The sequence below is a fragment of the Bartonella sp. AA168HLJHH genome (genome assembly GCF_042197365.1).
In the GTDB taxonomy this organism is placed as follows: domain Bacteria; phylum Pseudomonadota; class Alphaproteobacteria; order Rhizobiales; family Rhizobiaceae; genus Bartonella.
Map to the genome: position 1 here is coordinate 49,687 of NZ_JBHIRS010000007.1, position 17,866 is coordinate 67,552.

Sequence of the window (17,866 nt, forward strand, 5' to 3'; positions counted from 1 at the left end):
ATTGCACAATCCAACCATTACGCCTCCATTGGCACCTTTTCTCCCCATATCCTCCCCACAACCATCACGGCTCTTGACCAACCACACACCCTTTTACAGTTCCACGTTTTTACGATTTTGCAAATTCACAGAAAACAAGCAAACTGCCGATAAACCGCCCCATTAAAGCCTATACAAGCCTATTACAAACCTATCACCAGCCTATTCATTGCCATCAACCCTTTTCCCCCAGAGATCAGCGTAAAATGAGAAAAACAATCGATGCCGTCCTCCCAAGCCGTGAAGCAATGGCATGATCTAAAACTTATGCCTCCCCCCATGACACGAGCACTACATGCGCTTTTTCAGCGCTGCGTTTAATTGTTTGGTAACCTTGTAATACGAGATCAAACGCTTGATAAAAGAAATATACAGTGCCACAATGGGTATTGTTAAGAAAAAATTAAAAACACCCCCCAGCAGAATGATCAAAATCACCGTCCAAGCTGCCGCCATTTCGTAATGCATTTTATCCCCTTCCCTTTATAAATTGATTGATTGGGTTGCTTCAGTCACTTCTTCCAACTGCTGAATCTTCTTTTTCAATCGATGGGTTAAAATTTCACGAAGGATCACAACAACAGGGATCGTTGCAAAAATACATACCGATAAAAAAAACCAGAAAAGCAAGAGAATGACAAAATATTCAAATCTGCTCTCATCTACCTTAGCAGCTATCCCTTTAGAGAAAATCACATAGACATAAGCTTTGAAAAACATAATGATGAAAGAAAGGCATGCGTGGAGGATATAATCTTTGCGTGAAAAAGCGAGCCATTTTTTTAACGAATAGAAACTTATCTGTGTTTCTAGTGTTAAGTTTTGCGGCACTCTCTCTTTTTCTTTTCCGCTTTTTTCAAAGAAACAAAAATGCTGCGGCTGTTCTTTCATCAAACCTCTTTGTTTTTTCACTCTGTAATAGAGCCTCAAACGCTTGATTAAAGAATAATAAGGCGCCACAATAATCATATTCACAAAAATGGCAAAAACTGTAACTGCATTTAGAAGAAAATATTCAACTGGCAGAAACAAAATAAAAAACGCGATCTCACCCCTCATGCGTATAACCTCATTGATTAATCTCTTGCTGCTTTATTTTTTCTTTTAGTTTTTTCTTTATTTTTTCCAATTTACGCTCTTTAAAACGACAAATGCCCCACAAAATAGGAAGGGGTGTGAGAAGACAAAACCATATCAACACTGGTAAGAGAAAAATAAGAGAACCAATTCCTTCCCATCTTGTCCATTGCAACGGCTGTACCAGAGACTTTGCACCCGCAGGAACTTCTAAAGTCATCATGATAAGGCATGTACAAAACATGATAAAAAAGCGGTGCCCTATTATTTTACACCGTCCCACCCCTTTACGCCTTTCCACTGAAGACACCATAAATTTTCTAAATGAAAAGAAAGACTCTTCAAATGTTGCTTTTTTCTCCTGCATTGTTCCCCTCTGCTTTTACGCTTCGCGCTTTTTACGCATTATTTTTAGGTTTAAGCTCTTTTTAATTTATCTAAACTCTTTATTTTTCTCAATAATTTTTTTCCTCAACCCTAATTTCTACATCCATATATTCTAACTCCCCATCCTTTATGTAAAGAATATCGGGACGATAGTTTTTTCCATCAACTTCACAAATCGCGTCCTTTTCGTAAACAAAATATCCCTGTTGCCTTAATTCTTGTCTTTTTTCCTCGATCAAATTTTCATAAGAATCTCTTCTTCTATTGCACAAATTGGGATCTGTAGCTCTAAAACATTCATAGCTTTCCACCTCCATGGAAAAATCCTTTGCCGCCTGTTGAAGCAAATCGTAACTGGGTTGCTTTGTCTTTTCTACCGCCTGAGCAATCACCATTGCGCGTTCCAGATGCTCCTCTTCGATGCTTGTTTCAAAGCCCAGCTTCTCACCTTCCATAAAGCTTTTGTGATAAGAGTGTAAGGTTTCAACATCACCCATCAAAGCCAGAGCCGCAAGATAACGCAGGGAATAAGAAGCCAACCGAGGGACCACAGTTTTGTTTTCCCAAGGCAGGATTCTATATTGAGAGTGAAGCATCTTGCCAAGATCAACCTCAGTCATTGCCTTTTCTAAAGCTTTCTCGAGTGCACGACGTAAACATCCAACGCTTACCTTTTCTTCAAAAATTTCCAAGCCCTTCACATCAAAACTCAATTCAAGAGCAATCAAGCCTCCAGAATTATAAGGGTCTATTGTTTGGCAAGCCGCCGCATGGATACCAGAAACCACTGCAATTGCACAATCAAATCGCGGATACCCCTTCTCAGCATTATAAAGAAACTGCACTTCACGATCTGGTAAATAATAGGTGGCCAAATGATCTCCTTTTCCTTCAATTTCCACCTTCCACCCCAAACTCTTTAAAAGCGCCGTTGCACTTTCCATCGTTAAGATTTCCTCATCAGAAAGAGAAAACTCTTTTTTCTCAGATAACAGCTTAATCATCGGCATTGCTCCACTAGACGGCTCAAAAACGACAGATTGTTCAAGCACGCGGCTTAATTCTTTTGTCACTTGGCAATACAGTCTCACCCGCTTGAAAGTAGAGTAATACAATGCCCAAATAAACATCATGACCACGGCAGAAAGCAGCGTGAAAAGCGTCAAGCCCACACCCCACGAGAGTACAACAATAATATCCATCATTTTAATATCTATCATTTTCTCCGCCCCTTCATGCGCTGTTTTGTTGAGAAGCGGTTTTTCTCCGCTTCCAGATTGCTTGCTCCAACATATCGATCTTTTCTTTCAACAGAACCGTGAAAATGATACGAACCACAAAGGCAACAGGGATGAACAAAAAAATAAACCATGATATAAGCTGCATGATTAACGAGAGAGCTGCCACGACATCCCCTTCCCACTCCGCCAACTTCCACCCAAGCAACATGGGTACGAAGCGAAGAGCCATTCTTAAAGCTGCCACAATGAAAGCAATACAAAAGATGACTTTATAATTTTTGCGTGTCAGAAACGCTTCTTCCAGTGCAAAAGACCGTGGTTCTTTATCCAATGGTGAATTTTTTCCATTGCCCCTCATTTTTTATCCCTCATTTGTTTCAATTTTCAAGCCATTTTCATGAACCGAAGCTTTCGTCCTCACAATGAATGAGGGTTCATCAATATCAAACGCTTGTATCCCTCATCTTTTATAAAGACAATATCAAGGGTGCATTTTTTTTCCATCACCTTCAAACATCACACGAATAGAAACTCTCCTACAACGCATGAGAATATATAAAGACCAGTATAGACCAGTATTCATTTTCTGCCCTCCCTTCACACGCTGTTTTGTTGAGAAGCGGTTTTTCTTCGCTGCCAGATTTCTTGATCCAACATATCGATCTTTTTTTTCAACAAATGCGTAAAGATGATACGGACTACAAAGGCAACAGGAATGAGTACAAAAATTAAATCTAATATAACCTGCACGATGCAAAAGAGAACTGTTATAACATCCCCTTCCCACCCCGCCAACTTCCACTCAAGCCACATGAGTAAGAAGAGAAGAGCCGTTCTTAAAGCTGCCACAATGAAAGCAATGCAAAAGATGACTTTATAATTTTTGCTTGTCAAAAACGCTTCTTCCAGCGAAAAAGACCGTAACTCTTCATCCAATGATACATTTTTTTCATTGCCCCTCATTTTTTATCCCTCATTTGTTTCAATTTCTAAGCCATTTTCATGAACCGAAGCTTTCGTCCTCACAATGAATGAGGGTTCATCAATATCAAGCGCTTGTATCCTTCATCTTTTATAAAGACAATATCAGGGGTGCATTTTTTTCCATCACCTTCAAACATCGCACGAATAGAAGGTCTCTCCTACAACGCATGAGAATATATAAAGACCAGTATTCATTTTCTGCCCTCCCTTCACGCGCGGTTTTGTTGGTAAGCCGTTTTTCTTCGCTGCCAGATTTCTTGATCCAACTTATCGATCTTTTTTTTCAACAAACGCGTAAAGATGATACCGACCACAAAGGCAACAGGAATGAGTACAAAAAGAAGCGCTGATATAAAAACCAATATTAATGTTAAAATGAACAGGATATAATTCCACCACCCTGTCAAATCCCACTTAAAAAACATAAAGAATGCCATTATAAAAGCTGCCACAATGAAAGCAATGCAAAAGATGACTTTATAATTTTTGCTTGTCAAAAACGCTTCTTCCAGCGAAAAAGACCGTAACTCTTCATCCAATGATGCATTTTTTCCATTGCCCCTCATTTTTTATCCCTCATTTGTTTCAATTTTTAAGCCATTTTCATGAACCGAAGCTTTCGTCCTCACAATGAATGAGGGTTCATCAATATCAAGCGCTTGTATCCCTCATTTTTTATAAAGACAATATCAGGGGTGCCTTTTTTTCATCACCTTCAAACATCATGTTTTCATCACTCACAGTGTACCCCCTATTATCTTAAGGCTTCTCTTTTCTCCTCGATCAAATTTTCATAAAATATCTTCTTCTATTGCACAAATTTGGGTCTCTGACTCTAAAATTCTAAGTGCTCTTTTTATTTTCAGAAAGATAAGCTGCTTTCCAAAGAAGAAGCAAACGAGTGCAAGAAAATCGTAACGAAGTTGCTTTGTCTTTATGACGATTTGAATCATCAACAAAACCGGCCCAAATTGATTTTTTCGATATTTTTTTTCAAAGCCCAAATTTTCATCTTCCATAAAGCTTTTATGAGAAAGCTGCCAAATGTTAATATCAGCCCTCAATACCAAAGCCCCAAGGGTGTGCAAGTAAAGAAGAAGCCACTTGAGAGATAGCACAATTTCCTTTTCCCAAGGAAGGGTGTTCTATTGAAAGCCAAGCACGCGGACAAGATCAACCTCAGTCCCAGATCAAACCTCAGTCATTGCCTCATCGAAAACTTCCTCAAGTACACAGCATAAATGCCTTACGCTTACCTCTTCCTCAAAAATTTTCAATCTCTTAGCCTTAAAATCCACCCCTTTGCCTCAATGCCTCGTTGTCAATCTGGCCCCCCCCAAAAATGATAAAGCCCTAAAATGATAAGGATTAATTATTTGGCAAGCCGCCGCATGAATACCAGCGTCTCTCACAATTCCATAACCAAATTGCACAAAACCTTTTTCATCCAGAGAGAGAAACTGTCCTTAGCGGTCTCGTAAATAAATAGATGTCCCTCTTTTCTTTCAATTTCCCCTCTCCACCCCAAGCTCTTTAAAAGCACTATTACACTTTCCATGGAGCAAAACGTCTTGATCAAAAACTTAAAGCTTTTGGCTCACCTTCTCTATGCGTCTTGCCTCTCCACCTGCAAAAAATGGGCTTTTTTTTCCCCAAACACCAGAATATCTTTTGCTTTAAGTATAGATTTTTCGCTCTCAATATCGCTTGGTAAAACACATTTTTATGCTTGATAAAAAGAAAATAAGTTACAAGATTTTCTCTCTTTAAGAGAACAGAAACAGCAAGTAAAGTCCAAGAGCGGCCTCTCTTCACTTTCCCCTCAGCACTCAAACAAAAGCTTCAACTCAAGCAAGAGCCTCAATTCTTTTAAAAACACGACACAAATATAAAAAAGCATAAAACGAGAAGTGTCCCCCATGCTCCTTAATGAACAAGTCAAAAGCAAGGCTCAACAAAAGCCCTCTTCACTTTCCTCTCAGCACTCAAGCAAGAGCACCAACTCAAGCAAGAGCCTCAATTCTTTAAAAAAACACGACACAAATATAAAAAGGCATAAAACGAGAAGTGCACCCCATGCTCCTTAATGAACAAGTCAAAAGCAAGGCTCAACGAAAGCCTCTCTTCACTTTTTCCCCTCGCTCATTTTCCCCTCGCTCATTTTCCCCTCGCTCATTTTCCCCTCGCTCACTTTCCCCTCGCTCACTTTCCCCTCGCTCACTTTCCCCTCGCTCACTTTCCCCTCACTCACATCGTATAATATGACGGGAGCTCCTTTCTGCTCAACCTCTTCTTCTAATTGCCGTATCATTTTGTTCAACTGACGTGTCACGATAAAACGCATAATAAAAACAATCGGTAAGAATAAAAAAGTACAGGCAAGCATCCATGCCAGTGGCTCGAATACGACAAGAGAAACAAAGTCCTGCCCTCTCCATATCTTAACGACAGCAGTTATAACTATTGGAGCAGTCGCCATGACTGTAGAAAGATAGAATATTTTTTTATAGTCTTGCCAAACAAGAGAAAGCTGTTTTTTATCAAACATTCTGCTGCTTTTTATTTTGGGGAGTTCTGTTTTAAGGCGATATCGCGTTCATTCAGCACGCATTTCAGTTCCTTTTTCACGCGACAATACAACCGCGCACGCTTGATAAACAGGTAATAAATGACAACGATTGGCGCCCATATTAAAACACTTAAGAGCGTAAAACACAGGAAAGAAATGGCTATTAATGTTATAAGACTACTCGTCATTTTGTCCCCCTTCCACATTCTGCATACGCATTGCCTGATCGCGTTGTTGTATCGCTTCTTCCAATTGTGGAAGTATTTTGTTCAATTTTCTTGTTAACTTTATGCACATGATCCCAATGATCGGAGAAAAGAGAAGAACCCCTAACCATATAAGGCTCAACAGCTGCATGATAAAGGCAACACTATCATTTTTCCACCATACAAAATTTGCAATAGAGAAAGCAGATTGCAAAACAGAAAAGAGAATAAGGATAAAAAAGATTATTTTACATTCTTTTGAATAAAAAGGCAGAGATTCTTTGAAGTTAAGAAAGCGCATTTTCGCATCAAGGGTCTTATGGGCGAGATTGTGTCTTTTCATTTCTCCCAGATCATTGCGCAATTGTTGTATGGCGTGTTTTTGTTGCGTCGTACTCTTTTTCAAGCCTTGAGCGAGTTTAAAAGATAACCTGATATATTTGATCAACAGGTAAGGAAACCTGACCATAACCATAACCATTAAAATGGCAATGATAATGAACCCTAAAAAAGCCAAATGCTGCATCATAATGCTCCCTTTTTTTCCCTATCGCATTGATGTGAAATCATCATTTTTATTCTCTGCTCAAACAAATGTTTCTAATTCCTTTACTGTTTCTTGCACGCCATACTGAAGGAGACTATGGAGAATTAAAATGACAGGTAAAGAAACAACAATACATGTCCAGACCCAAAACAGCAGTCGCATGACAAAATCAATAATGTGAAGCACTATCATAGGCACGTAATTGTGCAAAAAAACCGCAGATTTTGGAAGAAAAGCTGAAAAAACGACAAAACCTGTGCAAAGTGCAACCATAACGAAGGCGATAGAAAAGATCATAAAATAATCTTTTTTTGAGAGAAGCAAAGATTCTTGAAAAGAAAAGGCACGCAACTGTGTTGCAAGAACTGTCCTCTGTCCTCTACCCTCTACCTGATAATGCCCTAAATTCTGCGCTGCACCCTTTTTTAATTTTCGCTGCGTCACCAATAACAAGATTGTCCGTTTTATCAACGAATAATAAAGTGCAACGATTGTCACCACGGTAGAAAGGAATACCATAAAAATTGCAGAACAAATAAAAATTGCCGTTCCTACGTCAATCAACATTCCAATGATTAAAGAAGCGCTCACTTTTCCCCCTATTGTCTTCTGTTAAGAGATTGATTGTCTAGCTGTTGCTGCTCTGGCAAGGTTTCCCATTGTAGCATCATTTCCTTCACATCCCGTTTAAATACGGCGTTAAAGACAAAAAAGAGCGGACAAAAACCAAAAAGAACGCCAAAAATTATTTGCGGTAAGAAACATAAAAAAGCCCAAACACTATTCCACCCCGCATCAAGAACATGCTGAATTATAGGATTTTGGAAAGGGTGTTTAAGACTTTCCTGAAGTCTTTCCTGAAGACTTTCTTGTTTCATTTGTCCCAGTGCTTGGAGCTGTTCTTTGGATATAACGTGAAAAAATTCCAAAGGATCCATATAGGCAGACGCGGAAAAAAGCACCAACAAGAGGATAGCCAAACAACAAATGATGATATAATCGCCTGTTGAAAGAGCCGTCAATTTTTTGAAAGCTTCTGATTGATCCAACACTGGCTGCGATACAAAAGCCTTATCTCCCTTATGGGCAAATTGATGTTGTGATTTATCTTCGATCATACGGATACTCCCCCACTTCTAAAATTCCCACTCTTCAATATTTGATAGCACGCCACCAGCGCGGTAAATTCGCTTAGCACCCTTCTCAGAGTAATGCAAGTATTATAAATCCCCTCTACGTATTTTGTTCATTTGCCCTATACGCGCTTATACATGAAGCACTATACGTGAGGCGCTTACAAGCCACCCCCCCTATCCCCAAGGTGGTGCCCGCATATTGAAAGCCAAGCACGCGGACAAGATCAACCTCAGTCCCAGATCAACCTCATTCATTGCCTCATCAAAAACTTCCTCAAGTACACAGCATAAATGCCTTACGCTTACCTCTTCCTCAAGAAATTTCAATCCCTTTGCCTTAAAATCCACCCCTTTGCCTCAATGCCTCGTTGTCAATCTGGCCCCCCCCAAATGATAAAGCCCTAAAATGATAAGGATTAATCATTTGGCAAGCCGCCGCATGAATACCAGCGCCTCTCACAATTCCATAACCAAATTGCACAAAACCTTTTTCATCCAGAGAGAGAAACTGTCCTTCACGGTCTCGTAAATAAATAACGGTCTCGTAAATAAATAGATGTCCCTCTTTTCTTTCAATTTTCCCCCTCCACCCCAAGCTCTTTAAAAGCACTGTTACACTTGCTATGGAGCAAAACGTGTGCTTTTGGCTCACCTTCTCTATGCGTCTTGCCTCTCCACCTGCAAGAAAATGGGCTTTTTTTCCCCAAACACCAGAATATCTTTTGCTTTAAGTATAGATTTTTCGCTCTCAATATCGCTTGGTAAAACACATTTTTATGCTTGATAAAAAGAAAATAAGTTACAAGATTTTCTCTCTTTAAGAGAACAGAAACAGCAAGTAAAGTCCAAGAGCGGCCTCTCTTCACTTTCCCCTCAGCACTCAAGCAAGGATCCTACTCAAGCAAGAGCCTCAATTCTTTTCAAAACACGACACAAATATAAAAAGGCATAAAACGAGAAGTGCACCCCATGCTCCTTAATGAACAAGTCAAAAGCAAGGCTCAACGAAAGCCTCTCTTCACTTTTTCCCCTCGCTCACTTTCCCCTCACTCACATCGTATAATATGACGGGAGCTCCTTTCTGCTCAACCTCTTCTTCTAATTGCCGTATCATTTTGTTCAACTGACGGGTCACGATAAAGCGCATAATAAAAACAATCGGTAAGAATAAAAAAGTACAGGCAAGCAGCCATGCCAGTGGCTCGAATACGACAAGAGAAACAAAGTCCTGCCCTCTCCATATCTTAACGACAACAGTTATAACTATTGGAGCAGTCGCCATGACCGTAGAAAGATAGAATATTTTTTTATAGTCTTGCCAAACAAGAGAAAGCTGTTTTTTATTTTTGAGAGATCTGTTTTAAGGCGATATCGCGTTCATTCAGCACGCATTTCAGTTCCTTTTTCACGCGGCAATACAACCGCGCACGCTTGATAAACAGGTAATAAATGACAACGATTGGCACCCACAATAAAACATTTAAGACCATAAAGAACAGGAAAGAAAAGGCCATTAATGTTATAAGACTACTGGTCATTTTATCCTCCACGCCCATTCTTCATACGAATTGCCTGATCGCGTTGTTGTATTGCTTCTTTCAATTGTTGAAGTTTTTTGTTCAATTTTCTCGTTAATTTTACGCACATGATCCCAATGATCGGAAAAAAGAGAAGAAGCCCAAACCATAGAATGCTCAACAGCTGCATGATAACGCCGACCATATCGCTCTTCCACCATACCAAATTTGCGACAAAGAAAGCAGATTGCAAAACAGTAAAGAGGATAAAGATAAAAAAGATTATTTTACATTCTTTCGAAGAAAGAGGCAGAAATTCTTTGAAGTTAAGAAAGCGCATTGTCGCATCAAGGGTTTTATGTGCGAGATTGTGTCTTTTCATTTCTCCCAGATCATTGCGCAATTGTTGTATGGCGTGTTTTTGTTGCGTCGTACTCTTTTTCAAGTCTTGAGAGAGTTTAAAAGATAACCTCATATGCTTGATCAACCGGTAAGGAAGCCGGATCATAACCATAAACATTACAATGGCAATGATGGTGAACCCTAAAAAAGCCAAAAATTTTATAACAATAGTCACGTGTTTCCCCTATCGCATTGATGTGAAATCATCATTTTTATTCTCTTCTCAAGCAACCATTTCTAATTTCTTTATTGTTTTTTTCACGCCATAATGAAGGAGACTATGGAAGATTAAAATGACAGGTAAAGCGACAACAATACACGCACAAAACCAAAACAGCAGCTGCATGCCAAAAACGCCAACCTTAAACAATAGAGGCATATAATTGTGTAAAAAAATCACAGATTTTGGAAAAAAAGCAAAAAAAGCGAGCAAAACTGCGAAAACCACAATCACAATGAAAGCTAGAAAAAAGATGATACAATAATCTTTTCTTGAAAGTTCCAAAGATTCTTGAAAAGAAAGGGGGCTGAACTTTATTGCACAAACTGTATTTTGTCCTATGCTGACTTTCTGATTATGCCCCAAATTCTGTAATGCACCCTTTTTTAATTTCCGCCGCATCCCACACAACAATATTGTCCGTTTTATCAAAGAATAATAAAGTACCAAGATTGTCATCAGAGTAGAAAAAAGTATCATGATCTCCCCGAGAAACATGACAGTACTCCACCCTACTGTGGTCAAAATTACAAAAGTACTTATAAAAGAAGCAGCCACTTGTTTCCCTATTGTGTTTTGTTGAGAGATTGGTTGTCTAGCTGTTGCTGCTCTGGCAATGTATCCCACAGCTTCATCATTTCCTTCACCTCCCGTTTAGAGATAGCGTTAAAGACAAAAAAGAGTGGAAAGAACACCACAAAAACACCAAAAATCATTTGCGGCAAGAGACATAAAAAAGCCCAAACACTATTCCATCCCGCGTCACGCAAAAACACGATTGCAGGATTATTTTCAAAAGGCTGTTTCAAGATCTCCTTAATCATTTTTCGAAGATCTCCTTGTTCCATTTGTCCCAGTGCTTGAAACTGTTCTTTGGATATAACGTGAAAAAACTCCAAAGGATTCATATAGACAGTCGCGGCAAAAAGCACCAACAAGAGGATAGCCAAACACAAAATGATGACGTAATCTTTTCTTGAGAGAGCCGTCCATTTTTTGAAAACCGCACACTGATTTAACACGGGCTGTGACGCAAAAGCCGTATTTCCCTTATGGGCAGATTGGTGTTGTGATTTATCTTCGATCATACGGATATTTTCTCACTTCTAACATGCCCACTCACTCTTTGAGAACATGCAACCAGCAAAACCGGTTTATCTAGCACTCTTTTAACCATGAAACACGCGCTATAAGCCCCTTTAAGTCTATTTTTAAAATTTCTCATACGTGACAACATACAATCCCTAAACCTTACAAGCACAAATGCCATTGTATCCTCTTATCTATTACCCACACTTCAAAAGACAATGTTTCACAAAACTCAACAAGCAAAAATATTCAATCTAAGAAATATCTGATGTGTAAAGTTTACAAACAATACACTGATTTATAACAATTTATTGTTTTTCATATTAAATGAGAACCCTAAATACCGTAGGATTGTCTTATTCCAAACCTATTCCATATTAAATCAACCCAAACCATGTCTCTTGTGCGTTACAAGCAGAAAGAGCCATATAGAGTAAAACATTAAGAAAGGATGATAAATGCCTCTAAGGAAGCGCCTCAAATGCCAAGGGCTGTCGCAACAATGAGAGCTGGCAAAATGTGTGATGCTATAGACTTTCTTCTTCACAAGCGTAAAAATGGAAGTGTGCAATAGATTTTATATTATTCAAACTTTATATGGATTTCATTGGGGACTTTATCGTTATACCCTTCATGAGCACCCTTGCAAAATGGGCAAAAGAGAGCCCTAAGACATGGCTCTTTAAAAAGCAACACAAAACAAAGTCAAACAAGCAATCGATTATCCAGTATGAAAAACGTGCGACAAACAACCTTAATCCTCATTTGAAAGCTTCTTAATCAAAAAGGCTTCATTTTAAAAATTCTTCATTAAAGATGAAATATCTCACAGCCCCCACATTTGTATAGCCCCTACATTCATCAAGGCATCTCTTATAAAAGCATCTTTTTATAAAAGCATTTTCTTCTTATAAAAACAGCTTCTTTCGATAATGCATTCCGTCCTTTAAACGACATCCCCTCGTCTTATGATGAGATCCATTAAAACGGAAAATTTTATACTCTATAAAGGATACTTATAAAGGATACACCAAACAAAATAGCGAGATCATTCACAGTTTATTTTAAGTCGATAAACGATATTTTATTTGAAAATATAGGGCATCTTATGCTATTATAATAGAATGCGGAGGTTTGCTTTTTGCCGCTCTCTGCCACTCAACAGAAGACAATATATCTCCTATAAAGGATAAAAGTATGCTTAACAGCGTGATGTATATCAAATATCTTGGGAAAGCGCCCAACAACAAAAAAATAAGAGAACCCAAATAAAAAGCTTCCAACTTAAGAAAACAATGACCTTTCAAAAGTGGAATTGAAAAATTTCCACAAAGCGCTCGTGAAAAAAGAGACAAATAATCCCATTAGAAAAAACTTCCTATTAGAAAGACGATGACATGCCCTTGAAATCCATTGTTATTTTTTCATTCACATTTGACAAAAATTTTCCTTCAATCTCTCAAGAACAGTTAAGAAATATTTAAAAAGCAAATAATCCGCTAGCAATAAAAAAATAAGCATGACAGGGGCGGAAGATAAGACTGATAGGGATAAGATAAAAAAGGTAAGAAACCACCTTAAAGATGATTTTTTCGCCCCACACCGTTGCTTTTCTTTGCATTTAAAACGCCTTTAGTATCGTTTGTTTTTTGATCTGCAACGGCTGATATTTCCCAGTATTTGCTCACTCCCCCAGTATTTTCCTCTTTTTAAGTATTTTCCTCCTTTTAAGTATTTTCCTCCTTTTAAGTATTTGCTCCCCCCAATATTTGCGCCAAGTGCTTTTTACATCACTGTCCCCCATCAACAGACAGTTTCTTTTTCATTCAAATGGTTAAGTTCATGAAAATACGTAAAAAACGCGGTAGATCGAAAATAACAGGAAAGCGAGAGCCCAATAGCTGTATTTCACGTGCCCAAAATTCCAGCGAATCTGCGCTTCAATCTGCGATTGAAATGCGTGCAAAACACTTTGGTTTAAGCTTCGAAGAAGCGAAAAATCCGCTTGTCGGAACCTATATTGGGCGTCTTTGTTTGCTTGGCTATAAAGAGGCTTCATCAGGCATCAGTAAAGAGCAATATGACACGGCGCAACAATACTTGCAAATTAGAAACGACTATTTATGTGCAAAAGGTTTACCAAACGGTTATTATGATGGTTTTACGCACAGCGCATCAGATGAGAAAGCAAAAAAGCAATGGGTCCAAAGAGCAACGAAACACTATGAAGCTATGCAAGAAGCGATTAAAGAAGCACAATATCTACATCGTCAACACAACTTCCATGCGGCATTACACTATCTTGTTATAGAAGATCAACCGCTGCCTAATCTTGTTGGTTCGTTGCGTATTATTCTTGATGCCCTTTATAAACATTTTGACAGTTCTACCCAAAAGAGCCTTGGCTAAAACACCCATCATTTCCTCCCCCTCACAGGATAAAGATTCTCCCCCTCCTTTTATAACATGCCTCTTTATAACCAGCGCCTTTATAAAGTCCCCCTTTGGCAAGTGACACTTGAGAACCTCTGAGCATGCCCTTTCATAAAATTTCATGGGATTGACAAGCTTAAAGCGCACAACAAACAAGCTTAAAAATATCCACCACGCCCTTTAAAAAAATACTTCAACTGTCAAAGAGACTTAACCTTATATCTACCCATGGACTCACTTAATCCATGCCTCAAAGGACAATATTTCACGGCATGGACAGGATAAATATTGCCCCCTCTTTAAAAAACAGCAACATTCTTCCCTCTACCCCCATTGTAACAAACCACCCTCATCATACACTTCACCCAATATCGCGACATCCTTAGCTCTTCAGACAATTCATTATCGTCATTTTACGTCTTTTCTTGTACAATTCTATATGGCTCTTCTGATCTTATGACGGACAAGAGCTATGGCTTTTATTTCAGCATAATCTGGGTTTCTCATTCAAGATAAATAACGATAAAATATCCACTATAAATCAATAGCTTATCATTAAAACAACCCGTTGATTTTTGACACAATTAAAAGCATCATCCCTTAAACGAAAGAAAAAGCCCCTACCAACAATCTCCTCCCTCATCAACAACTGCACCGATAACCCTCCACACCTATCACACCACCACTAATACGACAGCCAGCACAGCCCCAATCACCCCCACAAATCGCCAACACCTAAAGCTTTGCCCCGCAACACCTTCCAACCACCGCCTTCCCAATTCCATCAATAAAATACCACGGATTTCAAAACCACAATTCTCCCTTCATCTTGTCCCCTCCTTTCTCAAAGGAGAAAAAGCATTTACTCAATAAATCTTTATACAGAAACCTTTAGAGACCCCAACAGCCACTCGAAGAGCCATCACGCCTCTAAGCACCCACGAGTCCCCCACCTCGTCATCCCCTCGGAACACCCCCTGCGCAATACCTAAAGCTTTGTTCCACAAACACCTTCCAACCACCGCCTTCCTAATTCCATCAATAAAATACCACGGATTTCAAAACCACGATTCTCCATTCATCTTGTCCACGCCTTTCTCAAAGGAGAAAATGTTTTTTGCCACATCAAAAACTTTTCCATTAAAACAAGATATTTTGCTGCATAGCCAATGAATGAGCTTTTTTCTGTAGATTTTTCCCGCGATAAAGGAGGAAAAATAATCGTTTTGCGGTTGACAGAATATGAAAAATCGTATTTAATGATGGGTGCGGTAAGGGGTTTTCTGCGTCCAGATTTCATCATAAAATTTTCGCATTATCATAGACTATTATAAGTTATTATAGACTGTTATAAACAGTGTGTTTCGCGACAATGTTTAAAACTTTACGGTTTGAAGGTATCTTTCGTCCTTTTCTGACTGTTTTCTTTTGCATTACACAATTTGCATCACCAACAACTCTATAATTTTGAGATTTTCAAAACAAGTGGTATTCAATAAGGGCTCTCAATAGAACGCCCTAATAATCCCCCCATAAAATACCAATATCATACATCACAGCAATGATGAGCAATACACGCATAAAAATATGAAAACAGCATTATTATGCTCTCATCGCCTCACCTTTCAAGATGCAAAGGCTTGTTTTTCAAAACATTGTTTAGCCAGAATTGAAGAAGATAATATCACTTATCGATCATCAACATAGAGGCTAAGATTATGAAGCCACAAGATTCTCCCCCACCACATTCCTCACAAACCCCAGAAGGTGCAAGTGCACCTGAAGGGGCGCATGCAAATGCATCATTAGACACTCTTACTGCACATTTAGAACGGCTTAACATTGAAAAAATAAAAAACACCCCTTTTAATCGTGCGGAATTAAAAGATATTATTGCCGGTTTAGAAAAGCATAATGCCGATGGCAGTTGGATCAAAAATTATTATGATATTCTAGATCTGTACATGATGCCAGCCTTGGTCGATCAAGCAAATCGTAAATATCCAGAGATGAATCTCAAACTTACAAGCCCCCCTGACGGCTTTGCCCTTGCACTCAAAGAAACGCTCGAAAAGGGCATAAAATCTTCTAGGCTGATCGTTAACGCACAAGATAGGGGAATTCATTTTGCGGTTGTCGATCATCAAACCATTGATAATAAAACATCTCTGATATTTTTAGAACCTACCTCACTGCGTGACACGCTTCCCGCATTACTTGCATTAAGAACGCGACAATCCATTGAACATCACCAATTTCCGAATATTCATTTTGCCATGGTAGAAATGGATATTCAACGAAGCTCCTCTGAATGTGGGATGTTCAGCTTAAGCCTTGCCAAAAAGCTTTATCTCGAAGCTCAAAAATTAGAAAGACTACACAAAGATAATATTAAGGGTGTGTTATGTGAACCAGACACGCCTTTACCTGCTGAAAAATTAGATCCATATCTTCCAGCTCGTTTATACAAACACGTGCAAGGCAGAAGACGTCTTGGGGAATATCTAAAAGCCAATCCAGAAGCAGCACAGGAGAAAGTAAACAAAAAAGGCGAAACCCTAACCGAAAGATTTGAGAGAAGCTTGGTAGCAACAGAGACAAAAACTGTTTCTGTTTCACAACACAGAAAAAGAGCCACAGAATACAAATCTCTAATGATGTAATAAGCATTTAGCTCTATTCCACATCCACAAAGAATGAAGCTCTGCGGCTTTACGGTAAGGCATAAATTGCTGTTAGCAAATCTTCTTTTGAGGTAAAGATGCAAACAGTAAGCAACGTGATCTCTTAAAAGACAAAAAGATACCTTACCTTTGACTCTGAAAAGCGGGGGATTTTGTCTTTCGTAACAAAAATTTTTTAAAATAAAGATGATTTCATCTCTTTGTTTTTTTTAGATAAAAATCTTTCCTGCAAACATTGTTTAGCCAGAATTGAAGAAGATAATATCACCTATCGATTATCAATATGGAGGCTAATAGTATGAAGCCACAAGATTCTTCCCTCCCTCATTCCTCACAAACACCAGAAGGAGCAAGTGCAAATGCATCGTTAGACACTCTTACTGCACATTTAGAACAACCCAGTAGCGAAAAAGGCAAAAATATCCCATTCAATCGTGAAGAATTAAAAAGTATCATTGCCCGTTTAGAGGATGATATCTCAACGGGTCGTTGGTTCACAGCTGATTATGCAAGTACAGACCTTAAACTAATGCCAGCCTTGGTCGATCAGGCAAATCGTAAATATCCCGACATGCGTCTTCAATTGGCAGCGTCATCTCACGACTTTGCCCTTGCACTCAAAGAAGCCATCGAAAACGGCGTTCAATCTTCTAGATTTATTATTCACACAAAGGACAGGGGAATCCATTTTTCAGTGATTGATCATCAAACCATCGATGACAAAACCTCCGTGATATTTTTTGAACCTACAACACTCAACAATATGAAACCAGCAGTGCTGGCATTAAGAACACAATTGGCTCTTAAAGCGCATAATTTGCCCAACTGTTCTTTTGCCATGGCAGAAATGGACATTCAACGCAGTTCCTCTGAATGCGGAATGTTTTGTTTAGCGCTCGCTAAAAAGCTTCATACCGAATCTGCTAAATTAGAAAGACTGCATAAGGATAATGTTAAGGGTGTATTATGTGAACCAGATACACCTCTATCTCCTGAAAAGTTAGATACATATCTTCCAACCTCTTTTTACAAACACGTGCAAGGAAGAAGACGTCTTGGGGAATATCTAAAAGCCAATCCAGAAGCAGCACAGGAGAAAGTAAACAAAAAAGGCGAAACCCTAACCGAAAGATTTGAGAGAAGCTTGGTAGCAACAGAGACAAAAACTGTTTCTGTTTCACAACACAGAAAAAGAGCCACAGAATACAAATCTCTAATGATGTAATAAGCATTTAGCTCTATTCCACATCCACAAAGAATGAAGCTCTGCGGCTTTACGGTAAGGCATAAATTGCTGTTAGCAAATCTTCTTTTGAGGTAAAGATGCAAACAGTA

21 protein-coding genes are annotated in these 17,866 nt (G+C 38.9%); 3 read left to right on the forward strand and 18 right to left on the reverse strand.

Annotated features, from left to right (window positions below; translation table 11 throughout):
• Positions 1 to 330: 330 nt before the first annotated feature.
• The 17 genes from ACFINM_RS05860 to ACFINM_RS05940 form a co-directional block, all read right to left on the reverse strand.
• A complete protein-coding gene (locus ACFINM_RS05860; RefSeq protein WP_375631929.1) occupies positions 331 to 507 on the reverse strand; it encodes a hypothetical protein in 177 nt (58 codons plus the stop codon).
• A gap of 15 nt (positions 508 to 522) precedes the next feature.
• Complete coding sequence (locus tag ACFINM_RS05865) at positions 523 to 1,098, reverse strand: hypothetical protein (RefSeq protein ID WP_375640885.1); 576 nt, start codon at positions 1,096 to 1,098, stop codon at positions 523 to 525.
• Positions 1,099 to 1,108: 10 nt separating this feature from the next.
• Entirely contained in the window at positions 1,109 to 1,483 is a 375-nt protein-coding gene (locus ACFINM_RS05870; protein ID WP_375640886.1) for a hypothetical protein, read from the reverse strand.
• 88 nt (positions 1,484 to 1,571) lie between these two features.
• Positions 1,572 to 2,708, reverse strand: coding sequence for a DUF6990 domain-containing protein (locus ACFINM_RS05875; protein WP_375640909.1), 1,137 nt, complete (start codon positions 2,706 to 2,708; stop codon positions 1,572 to 1,574).
• 28 nt (positions 2,709 to 2,736) lie between these two features.
• Complete coding sequence (locus ACFINM_RS05880; RefSeq protein ID WP_375630082.1) at positions 2,737 to 3,102, reverse strand: hypothetical protein; 366 nt, start codon at positions 3,100 to 3,102, stop codon at positions 2,737 to 2,739.
• 239 nt (positions 3,103 to 3,341) lie between these two features.
• Positions 3,342 to 3,707: a hypothetical protein gene (locus tag ACFINM_RS05885; protein WP_375630083.1), complete on the reverse strand. Its 366-nt coding sequence runs from the start codon at positions 3,705 to 3,707 to the stop codon at positions 3,342 to 3,344.
• A gap of 230 nt (positions 3,708 to 3,937) precedes the next feature.
• Complete coding sequence (locus tag ACFINM_RS05890; RefSeq protein ID WP_375640887.1) at positions 3,938 to 4,294, reverse strand: hypothetical protein; 357 nt, start codon at positions 4,292 to 4,294, stop codon at positions 3,938 to 3,940.
• 225 nt (positions 4,295 to 4,519) lie between these two features.
• A complete protein-coding gene (locus ACFINM_RS05895; protein ID WP_375640888.1) occupies positions 4,520 to 4,747 on the reverse strand; it encodes a hypothetical protein in 228 nt (75 codons plus the stop codon).
• A 1,106-nt stretch (positions 4,748 to 5,853) separates the two neighbouring features.
• A complete protein-coding gene (locus tag ACFINM_RS05900) occupies positions 5,854 to 6,276 on the reverse strand; it encodes a hypothetical protein (protein ID WP_375640889.1) in 423 nt (140 codons plus the stop codon).
• A 198-nt stretch (positions 6,277 to 6,474) separates the two neighbouring features.
• The gene (locus ACFINM_RS05905; RefSeq protein WP_375640890.1) at positions 6,475 to 7,032 is read right to left on the reverse strand and encodes a hypothetical protein; all 558 of its coding nucleotides are present in this window, start codon (positions 7,030 to 7,032) and stop codon (positions 6,475 to 6,477) included.
• A gap of 57 nt (positions 7,033 to 7,089) precedes the next feature.
• Positions 7,090 to 7,641, reverse strand: a complete 552-nt coding sequence (locus ACFINM_RS05910) for a hypothetical protein (protein ID WP_375630088.1) — start codon at positions 7,639 to 7,641, stop codon at positions 7,090 to 7,092.
• A gap of 8 nt (positions 7,642 to 7,649) precedes the next feature.
• Positions 7,650 to 8,168 (reverse strand): hypothetical protein, encoded by a 519-nt coding sequence (locus ACFINM_RS05915; RefSeq protein ID WP_375621570.1) that lies wholly within the window; start codon positions 8,166 to 8,168, stop codon positions 7,650 to 7,652.
• A gap of 355 nt (positions 8,169 to 8,523) precedes the next feature.
• Entirely contained in the window at positions 8,524 to 8,838 is a 315-nt protein-coding gene (locus ACFINM_RS05920; RefSeq protein ID WP_375640891.1) for a hypothetical protein, read from the reverse strand.
• 366 nt (positions 8,839 to 9,204) lie between these two features.
• Positions 9,205 to 9,468, reverse strand: a complete 264-nt coding sequence (locus ACFINM_RS05925) for a hypothetical protein (RefSeq protein WP_375640892.1) — start codon at positions 9,466 to 9,468, stop codon at positions 9,205 to 9,207.
• Between the two features lie 257 nt (positions 9,469 to 9,725).
• Positions 9,726 to 10,280 carry a hypothetical protein gene (locus tag ACFINM_RS05930; RefSeq protein WP_375640893.1) on the reverse strand — a complete coding sequence of 185 codons (555 nt, stop codon included), beginning with the start codon at positions 10,278 to 10,280 and terminating at the stop codon, positions 9,726 to 9,728.
• Positions 10,281 to 10,328: 48 nt separating this feature from the next.
• Entirely contained in the window at positions 10,329 to 10,883 is a 555-nt protein-coding gene (locus ACFINM_RS05935) for a hypothetical protein (protein WP_375640894.1), read from the reverse strand.
• Positions 10,884 to 10,891: 8 nt separating this feature from the next.
• The gene (locus ACFINM_RS05940) at positions 10,892 to 11,413 is read right to left on the reverse strand and encodes a hypothetical protein (protein WP_375640895.1); all 522 of its coding nucleotides are present in this window, start codon (positions 11,411 to 11,413) and stop codon (positions 10,892 to 10,894) included.
• A gap of 1,843 nt (positions 11,414 to 13,256) precedes the next feature.
• Here ACFINM_RS05940 and ACFINM_RS05945 point away from each other — a divergent pair.
• Complete coding sequence (locus ACFINM_RS05945) at positions 13,257 to 13,823, forward strand: hypothetical protein (RefSeq protein ID WP_375621576.1); 567 nt, start codon at positions 13,257 to 13,259, stop codon at positions 13,821 to 13,823.
• Between the two features lie 1,102 nt (positions 13,824 to 14,925).
• Here ACFINM_RS05945 and ACFINM_RS05950 read toward each other — a convergent pair.
• The gene (locus tag ACFINM_RS05950) at positions 14,926 to 15,150 is read right to left on the reverse strand and encodes a hypothetical protein (protein ID WP_375640896.1); all 225 of its coding nucleotides are present in this window, start codon (positions 15,148 to 15,150) and stop codon (positions 14,926 to 14,928) included.
• Between the two features lie 415 nt (positions 15,151 to 15,565).
• Between ACFINM_RS05950 and ACFINM_RS05955 the strand changes: the two genes are divergently transcribed.
• A complete protein-coding gene (locus ACFINM_RS05955) occupies positions 15,566 to 16,510 on the forward strand; it encodes a YopJ/AvrA family T3SS effector serine/threonine acetyltransferase (protein WP_375640897.1) in 945 nt (314 codons plus the stop codon).
• A 319-nt stretch (positions 16,511 to 16,829) separates the two neighbouring features.
• Positions 16,830 to 17,756 carry a YopJ/AvrA family T3SS effector serine/threonine acetyltransferase gene (locus ACFINM_RS05960; protein ID WP_375640898.1) on the forward strand — a complete coding sequence of 309 codons (927 nt, stop codon included), beginning with the start codon at positions 16,830 to 16,832 and terminating at the stop codon, positions 17,754 to 17,756.
• Positions 17,757 to 17,866 lie beyond the last annotated feature (110 nt).